This window comes from Endozoicomonas sp. NE40, assembly GCF_040549045.1.
GTDB classification, from domain to species: domain Bacteria; phylum Pseudomonadota; class Gammaproteobacteria; order Pseudomonadales; family Endozoicomonadaceae; genus Endozoicomonas_A; species Endozoicomonas_A lisbonensis.
The window spans coordinates 681,667-700,713 of sequence record NZ_JBEWTB010000002.1 but is presented as its reverse complement, the minus strand read 5'-3'; the positions used below and the strand labels follow the sequence as shown (position 1 = coordinate 700,713).

The window sequence follows — 19,047 nt, the reverse complement described above, 5'->3', positions numbered from 1 at the left end:
CAATCCCAAAGAAGTTAAAATTGCAGGTTTTACAAATCATTGAGTTAAATCTTTATTTGTTCTAAACCTTGAAGTAAAGACTTGACATGGTATCCACTAATTTTAACTTCTCTTTGTTGCATACCATAGAACTTTATATCAAAACCATTTTTGTTTTCTTCTAAAAAACTAATTGGTAAAGATACTCCAACAGTTTCTGTCAAATAACAACCAAGATTTCCACTACAATCAACATCAGTATTAATTTTAGTTACAGAGTATTTATTACCATCTCTTGTCCTTGCAGAAGTTATATGTCCCCAATCACCCAAAAAACCTAGATCTACATATACCTGAAATTCATTTGGTTTTGTTTTCATTTTACTATCTGACCATGCTCTTAGCATAACTTTGTCTTGAAACTCTGTTTTAATAGTTGCTCTTTTAGCAAAGCCATCAATTTCAATATTCGCTTTATACTCAGCTGGCTTAACATTATTTGTCCCGTAAGCATAAGCAAGATCATTAACATTAAATGGTTGACCATCAACCTTTATAAAGGTGTCTTCATTTTGTACTCTGTCGTAATTTACATGCCCTTTAAACCATAAAGCAGTTTCACAGTTCTCGAACAAAACGGCAGTTTTAACGTTGCTATCAAACTGAATATCATTTCCATTGATATTCAATATCTTTCTATATTTTTTCTGGTATGATTTTTCTTGAGCTAGGTTACCCGAAAACTTAAATTTTTTCCCTTTTAGCTTGGTTCCAATATCAGATTTTCCTAAATAACCATTATCACCTTCAAAATATAGTGAAAAATACTTAGGAGTCCCGACATAAATAAATTCAGCACCAGGCATATTGTTATAGTGGCACTGATTCTCGTTGATGCTTTTTGGTGCATTTTCAGCCGAAGAATTGTTATTTTGTGACGTAGTGGCGCACCCTGTTAAGAGAAATACGGCTGTGGCTATTGGAAGAAACGATTTAATCATTAATACACTCATAGAGCAGTTATTGTTAATAATGAAATATCGTGCAAAAGTGGTACTGACATTTCTATGAGTATATCCCGCATACACATAACAAATGGTTCCAGTTCGTTCCGGGGCTGCGCCCCTCCACCCGACCGCCTTCGGCGGCGGCTGAACCAGGCGTTATGTGCCTTTAGAAACTTGGTCATTTCTGTCGTGTAGCCAAGTGCTGTTGTTGTTTGGGGTTTGAAAGTCTTTCCCAAGCTGGCGAAATAGATTCTACCCAACAATAATCAGTGTCGTGCAATGCCAGCATAAAGTTCAGTTCTCTTTCCTGCTGCCAAGAGGTTTCTGTGCATGGTAGCGGCAGGGGGACACGCCAGCACAAAGCTTTGATTATTTTGCGAGTTCATACATGCTGGCCGCAGCTTCTGAGTGTTTACCGCTTGGAGTGGCAGCTTATAGTTTGGTGCGCCTTGCAAGGGTTAGTTCAGTGCCATGCTGGCAATCTGGTTTGGGTGTTCGTGCAACGCCAGCCCAGAGTTTTTGGCTTCTGTGTTTTCGGCACCACCGAGTTTAGCGGGTAGCAGTCCGGAGTGACTTTAAGGGTCTGCCCAGCAAAGAGTTCAAACAAAGCAACGGCACATAACAAATGGTTCCAGTTCGTTCCGGGGCTTCGCCCCTCCACCCGACCGCCTTCGGCGGCGGCTGAACCAGGCGTTATGTTTCTATACCCAGTATCTTGTCTATGTTTTCTTTTATCTCCCAGCCAGCAACTTCTTTACCATGTTCAAAGCCACGGTTTTTTATATCGTCAAGCTGAGTGTTCAGAAATTCCATAGTTTCCTTGAAAGAAACATCAATACCGTTTATCTGCATTGATATTTCCATTTTTTCATTATCAAATTTACCAAACCTGTCAAACCCTGCTTTGGTCATAGCTTCAACAATGAACCATGCAATGACGTGTTCTTTTTCTTCGTACTCATTCCAGTCAATAGTTTCCATGATCTGCCTCTATTTAATTTATCGACTACGAAACATAACAAATGCTTCCAGTTCGTTCGCTGCGCTCACCCGACCGCCTTTCGGCGGCGGCTGAAGCAGGCGTTAGGTGCCATTAATTCAGTGCCAAAGGTGCAACTCTTCAAGCTTTGTCTGTGCTGTGAGTTTTTTTGGTTAGTGCAATAAAGATGATTCTGTCGGTGTCGTCGGTTCAGTGCCAAAGGTGCAACTCTTTAAGCTCTGTCTGTGCTGCGAGTTTTTTGGCTTGTTCAAAAAAAAGATGATTCTGTTTGTGTCGAGAGTTTTTTTGTTCCGTGGCAGCTGGCGTTCAGGCTTTGTCGTTTTTTCCCTATGGTGCAACGCCAGCCCAAGCTTCTGAGTTTTTCTTAAGGGTTGGGGTTGGTTCAGTGTTTCTGGCGTGCAGGCTCAGCCGCTTGATCCATAGCAGCAGTGCTGCGCCAGTATCAGCTTGGTCACCTTCTCAGCAGGTGTTCATAGTAAGTTCAAAGCAGTTTGCAGGTTTTTGGTTCGGTTCCACGGTCAGGCTTTTACAGGCTCTCAGGTTTTTGGCTCAGAGTTTAATTTCAACTGCTCTGCCTTTCTCAGCAGTGCATGGCGGAGAGTCCGCAGCAAATGGAGGGAGGAGTTGGTTCGAGTCCGGTGCCAAGAATCAACAAAGGAGTTGCAAGGGCACCTAACAAATGGTTCCAGTTCGTTCCGGGGCTTCGCCCCTCCACCCGACCGCCTTCGGCGGCGGCTGAACCAAGCGTTAAGTGGCGCCCAACCTGATAGCCCTTGCAATGAGATATCAGACAGTGGTAGTGTGAAATTTCCTGGCGATAGGCAGCATTGCTCAGTCTATCCTCATCTGTGTCACATTGTGATTCATGGATGACGCTATGTGTATCATATGTACTCATTGTGTCTCTCCGTTGGTTTTAAGGCCATGCGCTCAGCGCTAGGTAAGCCAGGACTTGAGATGAGGGATGTAATATGAAGAAATTCAATTACAGCCTAGCTCGGGAGCGAGTGGAACTTGCTACAGCTATTATCCTGTTTTTAGGAGCAGGTGTTGGCTTGGCAACTGAAGTTCTTACGTTCTTGAGCGTGGCTTTTAACTACTCGAAAAAGAATATCCTCTCATGCCTTCCCAACCCAAATGGATTAGCAAGTTCCAAATAAAATCAGGAACTTGGGTATTTGTTCCTTCAGAAAGCACAGTAAAGTCTGGCAAGCTCATAAAACGTGCCGTTGAATCAAAATGGACACCGCCTGATTACTATTATCACCTAAGAGACGGTGGCCATGTACTTGCATTGAAATCACATGTGATGAATGATTATTTCGTACATCTTGATTTAAAAAGCTTTTTCTCATCAGTAAGTAGAAGCCGTATCACACGTACTCTGAAATACTATTTTGGTTATGAAGCAGCCAGAGAAGTTGCTGTAGAGTCAACAGTTACAATTCAACAAGCTTTGGAAAAATCACATATATTACCATTTGGCTTTGTTCAATCACCGATTTTGGCATCTCTCTGCCTTCGGAAAAGTAAGCTCGGAAAAGTTCTCCATAAGATAAATCAGCTTTCAACAGCTTCTATCAGTGTCTATGTAGACGATATAATCATATCCACTAAAGATAAAATATTAGCCAAAGAACTTCTTTTACAAGTTAAAGAAGCAGCAGAGCGATCTCGTTTTCCATTAAATTATGAAAAAGAAGAAGGCCCAGCTGAATCTATAACAGCTTTTAATATTGAACTTTCTCATGATCTTATGGAGGTTTCGCCTTCTCGACTTGTTGAGTTCCAAGAACAATATCAGAAATCGGAAAATTTTCATAAATTGGCAGGGATTGTTGGCTATGTTTACTCAGTGAATCCAACTCAGAGTCAAGCAATAAGGTAAGCCACTTAACAAATGGTTCCAGTTCGTTCCGGGGCTTCGCCCCTCCACCCGACCGCCTTCGGCGGCGGCTGAACCAGGCGTTAGCTGTTCCTAAACTTCGGTGCCTTTCATTTCTGAAAATAAGAAGCTGTTGCCACTTCATTTATCCCTCGAAATCACCACTTAAAATCAGTATTCTCTGACTTGCAAAGTTAGAACGTGGTAAATGTCGTATATTTTTTATCCTGACTGTCACATGTGCGCAAAGGAATGTGCTGCAGGTTTTATCTTTGCCGGTAGGCGGTAGCGTTTATCAGTAAAAGACTTCTTTGGTTCTGTGCAATCTGGCGATCAGGTTTAGTGCCTTTTCCAGCGTGCAATGCCGCCAATTGGGTTAGGAGTTTTTGGCTCATTCCATTCGCATCACCTTCTGAGTTTACGGGCGGCAAGCAGGTTCAGAGTTTCTTTCCTTCGTGCAACGCCAGAATAGGCAGCAGAGTCAGTCTCTGGGGCAAAAAGACTCAGGTTCTGAGTAACTTCGAGCATTTGGGTTCAGAGTATGTGGCTGGGGTCAGAGTCAATAATGTTGGGCAAAAATGCGAGAGTTCACAGTTTGGAAGGAACAGCTAACAAATGGTTCCAGTTCGTTCGCTTCGCTCACCCGACCGCCTTCGGCGGCGGCTGAACCAGGCGTTATATGGCAACACATTAAATAGTAATATACCTTTTGGATAGTTAGAGATGTATAGTTTTAAAGAATATCTAATTCAAGAATTATTAGATTCGGATGAGTGTTTTTCTTGGAAGAAAGTTTTTAAAAAAATTAAAGGGAGTAGGGAAGCTGATTTTATTTTTTGGTATCGGTTAGCATATGTTTTATATCGAAAAGATAATCCATTTCTTAAGAAAATATCAAAAAAGATCAATAGGAAAATTAGATTTAAGTATTGTTGCGATATATATAGAGAATGTAATATAGATATAGGTTTGAATATAGTTCACCTGTCTGGGATAGTTATTAACCCTGTAGCTAAAATTGGTAAAAATTTTATAGTAAGACAAAATACTACGATAGGAATAGTTGATAAAGATGTTGATAGAGAAATAATAATTGGAGACAATGTAAGTATAGGTGCCAATAGTTGTATAATAGGTGATCGTTTAAGAATAGGGAATAATGTAACAATCGGAGCAATGAGTTTTGTGAATGAGGACATCGAATCAAATACAGTATTTTACACAGAAAAGAGAGCTGTCAAAAAAATGCTAGCGAATTGTGACTGAAGGCCATATAACAAATGGTTCCAGTTCGTTCCGGGGCTGCGCCCCTCCACCCGACCGCCTTTCGGCGGCGGCTGAACCAGGCGTTATGTGCCTTTAGAAACTTGGTCATTTCTGTCGTGTAGTTAAGAGCTGTTGTTGGTTGGGGTTCGTGAGTCTTTCCCAAGCTGGCGAAATAGATTTTACCCAGCAATAATCAGTGTCGTGCAATGCCAGCATAAAGTTCAGTTCTCTTTCCTGCTGCCAAGAGGTTTCTGTGCATGGTAGCGGCAGGGGGGGGCACGCCAGCACAAAGCTTTGATTATTTTGCAAGTTCATTCAAGCTGGCCGCAGCTTCGGAGTGTTTACCGTTTAGAATGGCAGCTTATAGTTTGGTGCGCCTTGCAAGGGTTAGTTCAGTGTCATGCTGGCAATCAGGCTTGGGTGTTCGTGCAACGCCAGCCCAGAGTTTTTGGCTTCTTCGTTTTCAGCAATACCGAGTTTAGCAGGTAGCAGTACGGAGTGAGTTCAAGGGTCTGCCCAGCAAAGAGTTCAAACAAAGCAACGGCACATAACAAATGGTTCCAGTTCGTTCCGGGGCTGCGCCCCTCCACCCGACCGCCTTCGGCGGCGGCTGAACCAGGCGTTAGGTGCCAAGAGTTCAGTGCAAAGGGTACAAATCTTCAATCTTTGTCTTTGCTGAGAGTTTTTTGTGCAAACCCGCTGGCTCTGTAAACGTCGATAGTTTATTGATTCAGTTTTATCGGAGAGTTCCAGCAAATTTCTGGGTTTGGTTCCGTTCCACGGTTGAGATTTTTCTGGCTCTCAACCTTTTGGTTGGTTGCCACCTTGCAAGTACAGAGCCTCTTAGTTTATTGATTCAGTTTCATCGGAGAGTTTCAGAAAATTTCTGGGTTTGGTTCCGTTCCACGGTTGAGATTTTTCTGGCTCTCAACCTTTTGGTTGGTTGCCACTTTGCAAGTACAGAGCGTCTCTCAAGGTTGGGGCTGGTTTGGAGTTTCTGGCGAGCAACTCTGATTTCCAATATCAAGTAATAAACAACGCCAGTATTGGCTTGGTCACCTTCTCAGCAGGTGCTGGAAGGAGATTCAAACCAGTTTGATGGTTTTTGGTTCGGTTCCACGGTCAGGTTTCTACAAGCTCTCAACGGTGCAGAGTATAATCTTAACTTCTCTGCCTTTCTTAGCAGTGAATGGTGGAAAGCTCTGAGTAAATGGAGAGAGGAACTATTTCGAGTACGTTGCTCAAAATTAACAACAGAGTTGCGAGGGCACCTAACAAATGGTTCCAGTTCGTTCCGGGGCTTCGCCCCTCCACCCGACCGCCTTCGGCGGCGGCTGAACCAGGCGTTATGCAGCCATACAAAACAAAAACATTATGAGTAAAATTGCAGTTTTATCTGATATTCATAGCAATATCTGGGCATTAGAATCAGTAATCAAAGATGCAAAAAAGAAAGGGGCAAAGAAGTTCATAAATCTTGGTGATATCTTATACGGTCCTCTCGCACCAAAAGAAACTTATGAACTTTTACGATCCGAAGAAATGATTACAATCAGGGGGAATCAAGATCGCCAAATTTATGAGGCTACACCAGAGGAAATATCTGATAATCCTACAATGCAGTTCATACTTGCAGAATTGCCAAATGAAGCTCTGGTATGGATGAAGTCTTTACCTTCTACATTATCTCTCCCAGAAGATATTTTCATGTGTCATGGAGTCCCTGATAATGATCTGGTGTATATGGTCGAGGATATATCATCTGGCATACCGAAGGTCAGAAATGAATCTGAAATAAGGCACTTTCTCAGTAACATAACAGAAAAACTTGTCCTGTGTGGTCATTCACATATTCCAAGAGCTGTTGAGCTTACAAATGAGCAGCTTGTCGTAAATCCAGGGAGTGTTGGTTTGCCTGCATACAAAGATGAAGAGCCAGTAATGCATAGCATGCAAAATTATTGTTCACATGCTTCATACGCAATGATTGAACAGTGCTCTAAAGGCTGGAACATTGAGTTTATTAAAGTACCATACGAACTCAATAGTGCAGTTAATGCAGCGAAAGCAAGAAGTCGCAATGATTGGGCTTATTCACTCAAATCGGGCAGGGCTGCATAACAAATGGTTCCAGTTCGTTCGCTTCGCTCACCCGACCGCCTTCGGCGGCGGCTGAACCAGGCGTTATGGTTCTATTACCAATAGCAAGGTTAAAGATCAGACGGATAGATTAAGAAATACACAAAAAGCAAGAACAAAATGCATACAATTGTTTTTATCTATTACTTAAGATTGACAGTATCTATACGTCTGTGGCTTTATAACAGATTCCTACGAAATCACTTTGTAAAAGTTATGCTATCTAGGGGGTAAGCATAAAATGATTAATAAAGGATCAAAAGTAGCTCTTGCATTGGCAGCATCCACACTATTAACTGCATGTGCAAGCATGACTCCAACACGGGAAGTTACAGAAGGATATCGAATTTACGATATTACAGGTGATGTAGGTTCCAGTGTTATCGCAGCAGATTTGAGAACGGCTCTACAGCAGAATGCTGATCAGGTTAGATTTTCAAACAGCATTCCACCACATCCTCTTCCTGAAACACCTGCACGCTTCACATTAACTGACCCGTTTGCCAACTCAAGCATGGGAACATTAATGGCAGCACAAGGTAATTCAATGAAAGTACCAGAATGCGAAGGATCTACATTCACAGCTACATCCAATGCAAATTTTCAAGGTGCAGAAAATACAACATTTTTTGTTTGTTTGATGCCTTACTCTGAAGGTCATCATGTAAATGTTTATTACAACTTTACTTCTGTTTCAGGTGGCTTTTCTCCAGAAGACCTTGGTAGAACCCTTGCACAATCCGTTGTAGGAGATAGTAGTCAATTTATTCCTAGAATAATTGCTTCACTAGAAACTGCTGCCGCGAAATCTGGTAGTAATGTAAAACTTTTAGAATCCTACCCTAATTAAGTTCTCCTAAAACGATAGACGAACCATAACAAATGGTTCCAAGGGACGCCGCCGTCGGCGGCGCCCCTGAACCAGGCGTTAGGTGCCAAGAGTTCAGTGCAAAGGGTACACATCTTCAATCTTTGTCTTTGCTGAGAGTTTTTGTGCAAACCCGCTGGCTCTGTAAACGTCGATAGTTTATTGATTCAGTTTTATCGGAGAGTTCCAGCAAATTTCTGGGTTTGGTTCCGTTCCACGGATGAGATTTTTCTGGCTCTCAACCTTTTGGTTGGTTGCCACCTTGCAAGTACCGAGCCTCTTAGTTTATTGACTCAGTTTCATCGGAGAGTTTCAGAAAATTTCTGGGTTTGGTTCCGTTCCACGGTTGAGATTTTTCTGGCTCTCAACCTTTTGGTTGGTTGCCACTTTGCAAGTACAGAGCCTCTCTCAAGGTTGGGGCTGGTTTGGAGTTTCTGGCGAGCAACTCTGATTTCCAATATCAAGTAATAAACAACGCCAGTATTTGCTTGGTCACCTTCTCAGCAGGTGCTGGCAGGAGATTCAAGCCAGTTTGATGGTTTTTGGTTCGGTTCCACGGTCAGGTTTCTACAAGCTCTCAACGGTGCAGAGTACAATATTAACTTCTCTGCCTTTCTCAGCAGTGGACGATGGTAAGCTCTGAGCAAACGGAGAGAGGAGCTATTTCAAGTACGTTGCTCAAAATTAACAACAGAGTTGCGAGGGCACCTAACAAATGGTTCCAGTTCGTTCCGGGGCTTCGCCCCTCCACCCGACCGCCTTCGGCGGCGGCTGAACCAGGCGTTATGTGCCTTTAGAAACTTGGTCATTTCTGTCGTGTAGTTAAGAGCCGTTGTTGTTTGGGGTTTGATAGCTTTTCCCAAGCTGGCGAAATAGATTTTACCCAACAATAATCAGTGTCGTGCAATGCCAGCATAAAGTTCAGTTCTCTTTCCTGCTGCCAAGAGGTTTCTGTGCATGGTAGCGGCAGGGGGGCACGCCAGCACAAAGCTTCGATTATTTTGCCAGTTCATTCAAGCTGGCCGCAGCTTCCGAGTCTTTACCGCTTGGAATGGCAGCTTATAGTTTGGTGCGCCTTGCAAGGGTTAGTTCAGTGCCATGCTGGCAATCAGGCTTGGGTGTTCGTGCAACGCCAGCCCAGAGTTTTTGGCTTCTGCGTTTTCAGCAACACCGAGTTTAGCGGGTAGCAGTCCGGAGTGAGTTCAAGGGTTTGCCCAGCAAAGAGTTCAAACAAAGCAACGGCACATAACAAATGGTTCCAGTTCGTTCCGGGGCTTCGCCCCTCCACCCGACCGCCTTCGGCGGCGGCTGAACCAGGCGTTATGTGCCTTTAGAAACTTGGTCATTTCTGTCGTGTAGTTAATTGCTGTTGTTGTTTGGGGTTTGAAAGTCTTTCCCAAGCTGGCGAACCAGCTTTTCACCCACCAAAAATCAGTGTCGTGCAATGCCAGCATAAAGTTCAGTTCTCTTTCCTGCAGCCAAGAGGTTTTTGTGCATGGTAGCGACAGGGGGGCACGCCAGCACGAAGCTTTGATTATTTTGCGAGTTCATTCAAGCTGGCCGCAGCTCCTGAGTGCTTACCGCTTGGAATGGCAGCTTATAGTTTGGTGCGCCTTGCAAGGGTTAGTTCAGTGCCATGCTGGCAATCAGGCTTGGGTGTTCGTGCAACGCCAGCCCAGAGTTTTTGGCTTTTGCGTTTTCAGCAACACCGAGTATAGCGGGTAGCAGTCCGGAGTGAGTTCAAGCGTCTGCCCAGCCAAGAGTTCAAACAAAGCAACGGCACATAACAAATGGTTCCAGTTCGTTCCGGGGCTGCGCCCCTCCACCCGACCGCCTTCGGCGGCGGCTGAACCAGGCGTTAGGCTTCCACAAAAATTGACAGTATGGAAAATATATCAGGATTGAAAATCCCATTTGGTTTAAAAAATGGGAAACTTGTTAGTGTCAGCGAGGTTGACTCTGGACTTGCTTGTAATAGCATTTGTCCAGCATGCAAAGGAATACTGCAAGCCAAAAAAGGTTATAGCGGTAGAGTCCATCACTTCTCACATGACCCAAGCAATAAAGATGAGTGTATTTCAGGTTATGAAACTTCAATACACTTAATGGCAAAACAAATTCTCGAAGAAGAAGGTAAGGTAAATTTGCCAGAATATAAAGTGTCAGTGTCTGATACAGATATCGATGGTAATAGCCATAGTGAATCAGAAATACTTTATATCAAGGGTTCATTGAAAATGGACTCAGTGGTTCTTGAGAAAAACATAGATGAAATAAGACCTGACATTATAGGTTTCTTCGAAGGCGAGCAAATATTAATAGAAATAGCTGTAAGTCACTTTGTCAGTTTAGAGAAAAAAGATAAAATAAAAAAACTTGGCATTCAGGCAGTTGAAATTGATTTATCAAAAATCAATCCACTAATAACGAAAGAAGAGCTTAGAGAAATAATAATTTCTGAATACAAACATAAAAAGTGGATAAATCAACCAGAGCAAGAAGCTACAGAAAAAATGCTTCGATATCGGTTGAAATCAAAATTAGAAACAATAAATTCTCAAATTCGCCAAAGAAGAAAGCAAGCAAAGCAACAAGCAGCTCAGAAACAAGTTGTCATCACTAGAGAAAAGAAACCACAGAAACAAACCGAATCAGGCGTTTACAGTTCTTGTTGGCTCAGATGTGACATGTGTTCACATGTTTGGCTTTATGCACCAGAGCGTATAATTGTTTTTCGCTCTGAGGTTACATGTCCAAAGTGCAGCGAAACCGTCTCAACTAAACCAGCAATGTAGAGAGGAAGCCTAACAAATGGTTCCAGTTCGTTCCGGGGCTTCGCCCCTCCACCCGACCGCCTTCGGCGGCGGCTGAACCAGGCGTTATGTGCCTTTAGAAACTTGGTCATTTCTGTCGTGTAGTTAATTGCTGTTGTTGGTTGGGGTCTGGAAGTCTTTCTCAAGCTGGCGAAATAGATTCTACCCAACAATAATCAGTGTCGTGCAATGCCAGCATAAAGTTCAGTTCTCTTACCTGCTGCCAAGAGGTTTCTGTGCATGGTAGCGGCAGGGGGACACGCCAGCACAAAGCTTTGATTATTTTGCGAGTTCATACATGCTGGCCGCAGCTTCTGAGTGTTTACCGCTTGGATTGGCAGCTTATAGTTTGGTGCGCCTTGCAAGGGGTAGTTCAGTGCCATGCTGGCAATCTGGTTTGGGTGTTCGTGCAACGCCAGCCCAGAGTTTTTGGCTTCTGCGTTTTCGGCACTACCGAGTTTAGCGGGTAGCAGTCCGGAGTGAGTTCAAGGGTCTGCCCAGTAAAGAGTTCAAACAAAGCAACGGCACATAACAAATGGTTCCAGTTCGTTCCGGGGCTGCGCCCCTCCACCCGACCGCCTTCGGCGGCGGCTGAACCAGGCGTTATGTGCCTTTAGAAACTTGGTCATTTCTGTCGTGTAGTTAAGAGCCGTTGTTGTTTGGGGTTTGATAGCTTTTCCCAAGCTGGCGAAATAGATTTTACCCAACAATAATCAGTGTCGTGCAATGCCAGCATAAAGTTCAGTTCTCTTTCCTGCTGCCAAGAGGTTTCTGTGCATGGTAGCGGCAGGGGGGCACGCCAGCACAAAGCTTCGATTATTTTGCCAGTTCATTCAAGCTGGCCGCAGCTTCCGAGTCTTTACCGCTTGGAATGGCAGCTTATAGTTTGGTGCGCCTTGCAAGGGTTAGTTCAGTGCCATGCTGGCAATCAGGCTTGGGTGTTCGTGCAACGCCAGCCCAGAGTTTTTGGCTTCTGCGTTTTCAGCAACACCGAGTTTAGCGGGTAGCAGTCCGGAGTGAGTTCAAGGGTTTGCCCAGCAAAGAGTTCAAACAAAGCAACGGCACATAACAAATGGTTCCAGTTCGTTCCGGGGCTTCGCCCCTCCACCCGACCGCCTTCGGCGGCGGCTGAACCAGGCGTTATGTGCTTCTACAAAGCATCAATTTAAGAGTAATGAAGATGTATACTTTTAAAGAGTATTTAATCTATGAAGTATTAAAACCAAAAGATAAATTTTCTTGGAAAAAAGTTTTAAAGAGAATACAGAATAGCAGAGAGGCCAATTATATATTTTGGTATCGTGCTGCATACGTTCTATACCGGAAAAATAATTTTTTAGCAGAAAAACTTTCTAAAAAAATCAATAAAAGAATAAGATTTAAGTATTGTTGTGATATTCATAGGGAAAGTAGCATAGATATTGGCTTTCGTATTGGACATTTATCAGGAATAGTTATTAATCCTAAAACAAAAATTGGTAAAAATTGTGAAATACGTCAAAACACAACAATTGGAACAATAGATGATGCCAATTCAGAAGGTGTTGTAATTGGCGATGATGTAAATATCGGAGCAAATACTTGTATAATTGGTGACGGTATTGAAATTGGTGATAATGTTACGCTAGGAGCAATGAGCTTCGTAAATAAAGATATAGAATCAAATACAGTTTTTATCACGAAAAAAGAATCAATTACGAAACAAAAAAATAGCACGCACATAACAAATGGTTCCAGTTCGTTCCGGGCTTCGCCCTCCACCCGACGCCGCCGTCGGCGGCGCGGCTGAACCAGGCGTTATGTGCTTCTACAAAGCATCAATTTAAGAGTAATGAAGATGTATACTTTTAAAGAGTACTTAATCTATGAAGTATTAAAACCAAAAGATAAATTTTCTTGGAAAAAAGTTTTAAAGAGAATACAGAATAGCAGAGAGGCCAATTATATATTTTGGTATCGTGCTGCATACGTTCTATACCGGAAAAATAATTTTTTAGCAGAAAAACTTTCTAAAAAAATCAATAAAAGAATAAAATTTAAGTATTGTTGTGATATTCATAGGGAAAGTAGCATAGATATTGGCTTTCGTATTGGACATTTATCAGGAATAGTTATTAATCCTAAAACAAAAATTGGTAAAAATTGTGAAATACGTCAAAACACAACAATTGGAACAATAGATGATGCCAATTCAGAAGGTGTTGTAATTGGCGATGATGTAAATATCGGAGCAAATACTTGTATAATTGGTGACGGTATTGAAATTGGTGATAATGTTACGCTAGGAGCAATGAGCTTCGTAAATAAAGATATAGAATCAAATACAGTTTTTATCACGAAAAAAGAATCAATTACGAAACAAAAAAATAGCACGCACATAACAAATGGTTCCAGTTCGTTCCGGGCTTCGCCCTCCACCCGACGCCGCCGTCGGCGGCGCGGCTGAACCAGGCGTTAAGTTTCAGCCTATAATGAAAGCCTTAGCAATGCTTTGAGACAAATGATATGAAAGATTCTGAAGCAGAATTGTTAAATGTTGATTTCAAAGAAATACCACAAGGAAATTTACCAAATGGTGATCAAGATGCATTTGAATTATTTGCTAGAGATTTATTTGAAGCACTTGGTTTCAAAATTGTCAAAGAGCCATCTCGTGGCAATGATGATCGCAAAGATATAATTATAAGTGAAATACGAGAAGGGGAATTTGGATCTAATGAATTTAATTACTTGGTTAGTTGCAAACATTATTCTCATAATAAAATATCAAATAAATCGGTAGGAAATAGTGATGAGAAAGATATTGTAGGCAGAATGAGGAATAATGGCTGTAAAGGTTTTATAGGTTTCTATTCAACTATTTCAAGTGATGCATTACAAAGGGAGTTGAAACAGGCTAAAGATAATAACCCAGCAGATTTTCTTGAAATTAAGATTTTTGATAGGGCTAAGATAGTTGACCTACTACATAAAAATGAAAAGACATTGTTGTTATATAAAAGGTATTTCCCCAAGTCTTATAGGTCACAGTTTATTAATGAAATTAATAGTGGGGTATATCCTCACAAGCCAAAAATATCATGTATTGAATGCGACATTGATATCATAGAGTTAATGTCAGGATATATTATCGAACTCACAAAAAGTGAACCCAAGATTAGAGATGGAGAGAAAGATTGGGATTATCCAATAGAAAAAGTCCAAGAAATTATTTTTTCATGTGAAGATTGCATCAAAAGTGTGCATAAAAAAATAAACAAAAAGTATAAAAATTGGCCATACCAGATACGTAAAACTGATATTACATATTTTACAGACCCCAAGTTTTTTATAGATAACCTGATGCGTAACTGCTCATTTATGAGAGCATACAATGACGGCTATACGGATCATGCATATCGTAAGTGGAATAATTTTTCCCGAGCAATGTTTTACTTTGTATCGCGTCCAATGAAAGTAAATAAAAGAAAGGCGGGACCTTCTTCTATAGATCGATATGAGCTGTGAGTAAAGAAACTTAACAAATGGTTCCAGTTCGTTCCGGGGCTTCGCCCCTCCACCCGACGCCGCCGTCGGCGGCGCGGCTGAACCAGGCGTTATGTGCCTTAAGGTACTTGGTCATTTCTGTCGTGTAGTTAATTGCTATTGTTGGTTGGGGTCTGGAAGTCTTTCCCAAGCTGGCGAAACAGTTTTTTCCCAGCAATAATCAGTGTCGTGCAATGCCAGCATAAAGTTCAGTTCTCTTTCCTGCTGCCAAGAGGTTTTTGTGCATGGTAGCGGCAGGGGTGCACGCCAGCACAAAGCTTTGATTATTTTGCGAGTTCATTCAAGCTGGCCGCAGCTTCGGAGTGTTTACCGCTTGGAATGGCAGCTTATAGTTTGGTGCGCCTTGCAAGGGTTAGTTCAGTGCCATGCTGGCAATCAGGCTTGGGTGTTCGTGCCACGCCAGCCCAGAGTTTTTGGCTTCTGCGTTTTCAGCACCACCGAGTTTAGCGGGTAGCAGTCCGGAGTGACTTTAAGGGTCTGCCCAGCAATGAGTTCAAACAAAGCAACGGCACATAACAAATGGTTCCAGTTCGTTCCGGGGCTGCGCCCCTCCACCCGACCGCCTTCGGCGGCGGCTGAACCAGGCGTTAGGTGCCAAGAGTTCAGTGCAAAGGGTACACATCTTCAATCTTTGTCTTTGCTGAGAGTTTTTTTGTGCAACTCCGTTGGCCCTATAAACGTCGATGGTTTTTGATTCAGTTTTATCGGAGATTTCCAGCAAATTTCTGGGTTTGGTTCCGTTCCACGGTTGAGATTTTTCTGGCTCTCAACCTTTTGGTTGGTTGCCAGCTTGCAAGTACAGAGCCTCTCTCAAGGTTGGGGCTGGTTTAGAGTTTCTGGCGAGCAGCTCTGATTTCCAATATCAAGTAATAAACAGCGCCAGTATTGGCTTGGTCACCTTCTCAGCAGGTGCTAGCGGGAGACTCAAACCATTTTGATGTTTTTTGGTTCGGTTCCACGGTCAGGTTTCTACAAGCTTTCAACGGTGCAGAGTATAATCTTAACTTCTCTGCCTTTCTCAGCAGTGCATGGTGGAAAGCTCTGAGTAAACGGAGAGAGGAGCTATTTCAAGTACGTTGCTCAAAATTAACAACAGAGTTGCGAGGGCACCTAACAAATGGTTCCAGTTCGTTCCGGGGCTTCGCCCCTCCACCCGACCGCCTTCGGCGGCGGCTGAACCAGGCGTTATGTGCCTTTAGATACTTAGTCATTTCTGTCGTGTAGTTAATTGCTGTTGTTGGTTGGGGTCTGGAAGTCTTTCCCAAGCTGGCGAAATAGATTCTACCCAACAATAATCAGTGTCGTGCAATGCCAGCATAAAGTTCAGTTCTCTTTCCTGCTGCCAAGAGGTTTTTGTGCATGGTAGCGGCAGGGGGGCACGCCAGCACAAAGTTTTGATTATTTTGCCAGTTCATTCAAGCTGGCCGCAGCTTCGGAGTGTTTACCGCTTGGAATGGCAGCTTATAGTTTGGTGCGCCTTGAAAGGGTTAGTTCAGTGCCATGCTGGCAATCAGGCTTGGGTGTTCGTGCAACGCCAGCCCAGAGTTTTTGGCTTCTGCGTTTTCAGCAACACCAAGTTTAGCGGGTAGCAGTCCGGAGTGACTTTAAGGGTCTGCTCAGCAAAGAGTTCAAACAAAGCAACGGCACATAACAAATGGTTCCAGTTCGTTCCGGGGCTTCGCCCCTCCACCCGACCGCCTTCGGCGGCGGCTGAACCAGGCGTTATGTTGCTACAGCTAGTTTCTCCAACCGCTGAAGGGTTTGTTCGACTGAAGCACGTTTACCCAGAGCAAACAACGATGGTCGTACAGTTCAGCAAAAGTGTGATAGCCGTCTGATACTTGGCTAACGTCACAAGGGAGTATAATTTTATTATCCATTCTAATAGTTCCTCATTTTACTTTACACATAGCCAGCCATTCCATCATAGTTTCTCGATTGTTTTTCAAATTGTATTCTTCTGGTTCATCGCTTACACCTTTCATTTTTTCAATTATGTATAGGTTGTTATTTCTCAAATCTAGCGTTAGCCATTTCACTTTAGTTTCGTGCCTATCAATTTCTTTTCCCTTTGCTTTAGGGTGTCTTGACTCATTAATGCTTTGATATTCTTTAAATGATTTCATACAAGCTCCGTCGTTTATTTATATTTAGCTTTGTGCAATGCAACATAACAAATGCTTCCAGTTCGTTCGCTGCGCTCACCCGACCTCACTTCGTTCGGCGGCTGAAGCAGGCGTTAGCTGTTCCTAAACTTCGGTGCCTTTTATTTCTGAAAATAAGAAGTTGTTACCACTTCATTTATCCCTCGAAATCACCACTTAAAATCAGTATTCTCTGACTTGCAAAATGAGCGCATGGGAAATGTCGTATATCTTTTATCCATGACTGTCACAGCTGCACAAAGGAATGTACTGCAGGTTTTATCTTTGCGGGTAGGCGGTAGCGTTCATCAGTAAAAGACTTCTTTGGTTCTGTGCAATCTGGCGATCAGGTTTAGTGTCTTTTTCAGCGTGCAATGCCGCCCATTGGGTTAGGAGTTTTTGGCTCATTCCATTCGCATCACCTTCTGAGTTTGCGGGCGGCAAGCAGGTTCAGAGTTTTTTTCCATCGTGCAACGCCAGAATAGGCAGCAGATTCAGTCTCTGGGGCAAAAAAACTCAGGTCCAGAGTAACGTCGGGCATTTGGGTTCAGAGTATGTGGCTGGGGTCAGAGTCAAAAATGTTGGGCAAAAATGCGCGAGTTCACAGTTTGGAAGGAACAGCTAACAAATGGTTCCAGTTCGTTCGCTTCGCTCACCCGACCGCCTTCGGCGGCGGCTGAACCAAGCGTTAGGTGCTACAACATCAAAAAGCAGGCTAAATCTGAACAATCGGTCAATATGTACTATATTTCTCTCGAATATTTGACCTGAGAAGTAGAAGCAATGGGTTATGAGGATAGAGTAAGAAAAAGACATAAATTCGAAGCATCTGTAAGAGAATTTCTTACATATGTTGTGGTAATGTCATTACAAGAAATCGAACTCAGTATTGGTAGAATTCTTGACAGAAGTGAGGAAAGTAATTCAGATGAAGAACATAATAATTTAGTTATAAAGAGTTTAATTCTCCAGAAATACTTGGAGCTAAGAAAAATCGGAGCTTTGAAGCAGAAAAGAATCAAAAATAGAATTCTAAAGAATGAAATGAATTATCTCTTCACTACAATAGGAAAAGAGCAACATCAAATTGCTCTTCTTAACTATAAAAAAGAAATTGATAAAAGTACGTGTATATATAATGAGAAGATGGCTTTCTATAATGACAATCTACAATACTGGAACGATGAAATTAGTAAAATTCCTTTCTGGAAGAAATTGTTTTGTATTGGCCAAATACCTAAAAAGCCAGTAGAACCCACATATAACAAGCCGTCACCCCCTTGCACTCAGGAAATTTATGTAGAGCACAGTCTGCAGTCTGCAAGTATGTCAGAGTTTTTGATAGAGCATTGTGCACGTTTTTGGTTACATCATGCACCTTTAGCATTAAATGAATACCAAGAGTCAGATATAAAATCACTTTTTGGTTTTTAAATCTTTTTTGGAGTTTATAATGCACCTAACAAATGGTTCCAGTTCGTTCGCTGCGCTCACCCGACCGCCTTCGGCGGCGGCTGAACCAGGCGTTAGGTTGCCAACCCAAACATCGAGAAATGAAAAATGAAAACAATAGGAATGCTTGGTGGAATGAGCTGGGAATCTACTACCAGTTATTACAGAGCAATAAATGAAGGGATAAAAAATTCTCTGGGCGGTTTAAACTCAGCAAAAATCAGTCTTTATAGCGTAAATTTTGATGAAATTGAAAAGTTACAACATCAGGGAAAATGGAGCGAAACAGCAACAATTTTATCCAATGCAGCTCTATCTATTCAGGCAGGTGGTGCTGATTTCCTTATAATATGCACAAATACTATGCACAAAGTAGCTCCCGAAATAGAGCAGTCGATATCAATTCCACTACTACATATCGCTGATGCAACAGCAGAAGAATTGACACGTGACAATGTAAAAAAAGTAGGCTTGCTGGGAACTCAGTTCACTATGGAGCAGGACTTCTATAAAGGTCGCCTCATCGAAAAATTTGGTATTGATGTAATAGTTCCAAACAATGAACAGCAAAAAATAATCCATGACATCATTTACTCAGAGTTATGTCTTGGCAAAGTAAAAGACAGCTCCAGGCAAAAATATTTAGAAATAATTAACCAGCTTTACGATCAAGGAGCCGAAGCTGTAATTTTGGGATGTACTGAAATAGCATTGCTGATTCAGCAAAAGCACACATCAGTAGCTCTCTATGACACAACAGAGATACATGCAGCTCAAGCAGTAAAGCTAGCAATATCCTGATAAAAGGCAACCTAACAAATGGTTCCAGTTCGTTCCGGGGCTGCGCCCCTCCACCCGACCGCCTTCGGCGGCGGCTGAACCAGGCGTTATGTGCCTTTAGAAACTTGGTCATTTCTGTCGTGTAGTTAATTGCTGTTGTTGGTTGGG

At 42.5% G+C, this 19,047-nt stretch carries 15 protein-coding genes; 10 read left to right on the top strand and 5 right to left on the bottom strand.

The features are described 5' to 3' along the window. Nucleotides 1-44: 44 nt before the first annotated feature. Together V5J35_RS04175 and V5J35_RS04170 are read right to left on the bottom strand one after the other, a co-directional pair. Nucleotides 45-980: a hypothetical protein gene (locus V5J35_RS04175; RefSeq protein WP_354010048.1), complete on the bottom strand. Its 936-nt coding sequence runs from the start codon at nt 978-980 to the stop codon at nt 45-47. A 699-nt stretch (nt 981-1,679) separates the two neighbouring features. Further along, the gene (locus V5J35_RS04170) at nt 1,680-1,967 is read right to left on the bottom strand and encodes a hypothetical protein (RefSeq protein ID WP_354010047.1); all 288 of its coding nucleotides are present in this window, start codon (nt 1,965-1,967) and stop codon (nt 1,680-1,682) included. 1,139 nt (nt 1,968-3,106) lie between these two features. On the opposite strand from V5J35_RS04170, the gene V5J35_RS04165 reads away from it, so the two are divergent. The 8 genes from V5J35_RS04165 (at nt 3,107) to V5J35_RS04130 (ending at nt 14,464) form a co-directional block, all read left to right on the top strand. Then, a complete protein-coding gene (locus tag V5J35_RS04165; protein WP_354010046.1) occupies nt 3,107-3,874 on the top strand; it encodes a reverse transcriptase domain-containing protein in 768 nt (255 codons plus the stop codon). A gap of 720 nt (nt 3,875-4,594) precedes the next feature. Further along, the gene (locus V5J35_RS04160) at nt 4,595-5,137 is read left to right on the top strand and encodes a serine acetyltransferase (protein ID WP_354010045.1); all 543 of its coding nucleotides are present in this window, start codon (nt 4,595-4,597) and stop codon (nt 5,135-5,137) included. 1,374 nt (nt 5,138-6,511) lie between these two features. Beyond that, nucleotides 6,512-7,258, top strand: coding sequence for a metallophosphoesterase family protein (locus V5J35_RS04155; RefSeq protein ID WP_354010044.1), 747 nt, complete (start codon nt 6,512-6,514; stop codon nt 7,256-7,258). Between the two features lie 259 nt (nt 7,259-7,517). After that, complete coding sequence (locus tag V5J35_RS04150) at nt 7,518-8,126, top strand: hypothetical protein (RefSeq protein WP_354010043.1); 609 nt, start codon at nt 7,518-7,520, stop codon at nt 8,124-8,126. A gap of 1,901 nt (nt 8,127-10,027) precedes the next feature. Next, nucleotides 10,028-10,939 (top strand): competence protein CoiA family protein, encoded by a 912-nt coding sequence (locus V5J35_RS04145; protein WP_354010014.1) that lies wholly within the window; start codon nt 10,028-10,030, stop codon nt 10,937-10,939. 1,198 nt (nt 10,940-12,137) lie between these two features. Then, nucleotides 12,138-12,746: a serine acetyltransferase gene (locus tag V5J35_RS04140; protein ID WP_354010012.1), complete on the top strand. Its 609-nt coding sequence runs from the start codon at nt 12,138-12,140 to the stop codon at nt 12,744-12,746. Nucleotides 12,747-12,794: 48 nt separating this feature from the next. Further along, nucleotides 12,795-13,403 (top strand): serine acetyltransferase, encoded by a 609-nt coding sequence (locus tag V5J35_RS04135; RefSeq protein ID WP_354010042.1) that lies wholly within the window; start codon nt 12,795-12,797, stop codon nt 13,401-13,403. Nucleotides 13,404-13,462: 59 nt separating this feature from the next. Further along, nucleotides 13,463-14,464: a restriction endonuclease gene (locus V5J35_RS04130; RefSeq protein WP_354010041.1), complete on the top strand. Its 1,002-nt coding sequence runs from the start codon at nt 13,463-13,465 to the stop codon at nt 14,462-14,464. Nucleotides 14,465-16,239: 1,775 nt separating this feature from the next. Here V5J35_RS04130 and V5J35_RS24320 read toward each other — a convergent pair. From V5J35_RS24320 to V5J35_RS04120, 3 genes are all read right to left on the bottom strand, one after another. Then, nucleotides 16,240-16,383, bottom strand: a complete 144-nt coding sequence (locus V5J35_RS24320) for a WDGH domain-containing protein (RefSeq protein ID WP_472924764.1) — start codon at nt 16,381-16,383, stop codon at nt 16,240-16,242. 12 nt (nt 16,384-16,395) lie between these two features. Then, nucleotides 16,396-16,629 (bottom strand): hypothetical protein, encoded by a 234-nt coding sequence (locus V5J35_RS04125; protein ID WP_354010040.1) that lies wholly within the window; start codon nt 16,627-16,629, stop codon nt 16,396-16,398. Between the two features lie 297 nt (nt 16,630-16,926). After that, nucleotides 16,927-17,055, bottom strand: a complete 129-nt coding sequence (locus tag V5J35_RS04120; protein WP_354010039.1) for a hypothetical protein — start codon at nt 17,053-17,055, stop codon at nt 16,927-16,929. A gap of 375 nt (nt 17,056-17,430) precedes the next feature. Here V5J35_RS04120 and V5J35_RS04115 point away from each other — a divergent pair, with 375 nt between their 5' ends. Both V5J35_RS04115 and V5J35_RS04110 read left to right on the top strand, forming a co-directional pair. Further along, nucleotides 17,431-18,081 carry a hypothetical protein gene (locus V5J35_RS04115; protein ID WP_354010038.1) on the top strand — a complete coding sequence of 217 codons (651 nt, stop codon included), beginning with the start codon at nt 17,431-17,433 and terminating at the stop codon, nt 18,079-18,081. A 126-nt stretch (nt 18,082-18,207) separates the two neighbouring features. Then, nucleotides 18,208-18,900, top strand: a complete 693-nt coding sequence (locus V5J35_RS04110) for an aspartate/glutamate racemase family protein (protein WP_354010037.1) — start codon at nt 18,208-18,210, stop codon at nt 18,898-18,900. The last annotated feature ends 147 nt before the right edge of the window (nt 18,901-19,047 follow it).

Excerpts from the sequence above, each read along its gene's own strand:
- V5J35_RS04145 (WP_354010014.1), top strand. The coding sequence starts at position 10,028 with ATGGAAAATATATCAGGATTGAAAATCCCATTTGGTTTAAAAAATGGG.
- V5J35_RS04120 (WP_354010039.1), bottom strand. The coding sequence starts at position 17,055 with ATGAGCCAAAAACTCCTAACCCAATGGGCGGCATTGCACGCTGAAAAA.
- V5J35_RS04155 (WP_354010044.1), top strand. The coding sequence starts at position 6,512 with ATGAGTAAAATTGCAGTTTTATCTGATATTCATAGCAATATCTGGGCA.
- V5J35_RS04140 (WP_354010012.1), top strand. The coding sequence starts at position 12,138 with ATGTATACTTTTAAAGAGTATTTAATCTATGAAGTATTAAAACCAAAA.
- V5J35_RS04110 (WP_354010037.1), top strand. The coding sequence starts at position 18,208 with ATGAAAACAATAGGAATGCTTGGTGGAATGAGCTGGGAATCTACTACC.
- V5J35_RS04115 (WP_354010038.1), top strand. The coding sequence starts at position 17,431 with ATGGGTTATGAGGATAGAGTAAGAAAAAGACATAAATTCGAAGCATCT.
- V5J35_RS04130 (WP_354010041.1), top strand. The coding sequence starts at position 13,463 with ATGAAAGATTCTGAAGCAGAATTGTTAAATGTTGATTTCAAAGAAATA.
- V5J35_RS04125 (WP_354010040.1), bottom strand. The coding sequence starts at position 16,629 with ATGAAATCATTTAAAGAATATCAAAGCATTAATGAGTCAAGACACCCT.
- V5J35_RS04170 (WP_354010047.1), bottom strand. The coding sequence starts at position 1,967 with ATGGAAACTATTGACTGGAATGAGTACGAAGAAAAAGAACACGTCATT.
- V5J35_RS04135 (WP_354010042.1), top strand. The coding sequence starts at position 12,795 with ATGTATACTTTTAAAGAGTACTTAATCTATGAAGTATTAAAACCAAAA.
- V5J35_RS04160 (WP_354010045.1), top strand. The coding sequence starts at position 4,595 with ATGTATAGTTTTAAAGAATATCTAATTCAAGAATTATTAGATTCGGAT.
- V5J35_RS04165 (WP_354010046.1), top strand. The coding sequence starts at position 3,107 with ATGCCTTCCCAACCCAAATGGATTAGCAAGTTCCAAATAAAATCAGGA.
- V5J35_RS24320 (WP_472924764.1), bottom strand. The coding sequence starts at position 16,383 with ATGGATAATAAAATTATACTCCCTTGTGACGTTAGCCAAGTATCAGAC.
- V5J35_RS04175 (WP_354010048.1), bottom strand. The coding sequence starts at position 980 with ATGATTAAATCGTTTCTTCCAATAGCCACAGCCGTATTTCTCTTAACA.
- V5J35_RS04150 (WP_354010043.1), top strand. The coding sequence starts at position 7,518 with ATGATTAATAAAGGATCAAAAGTAGCTCTTGCATTGGCAGCATCCACA.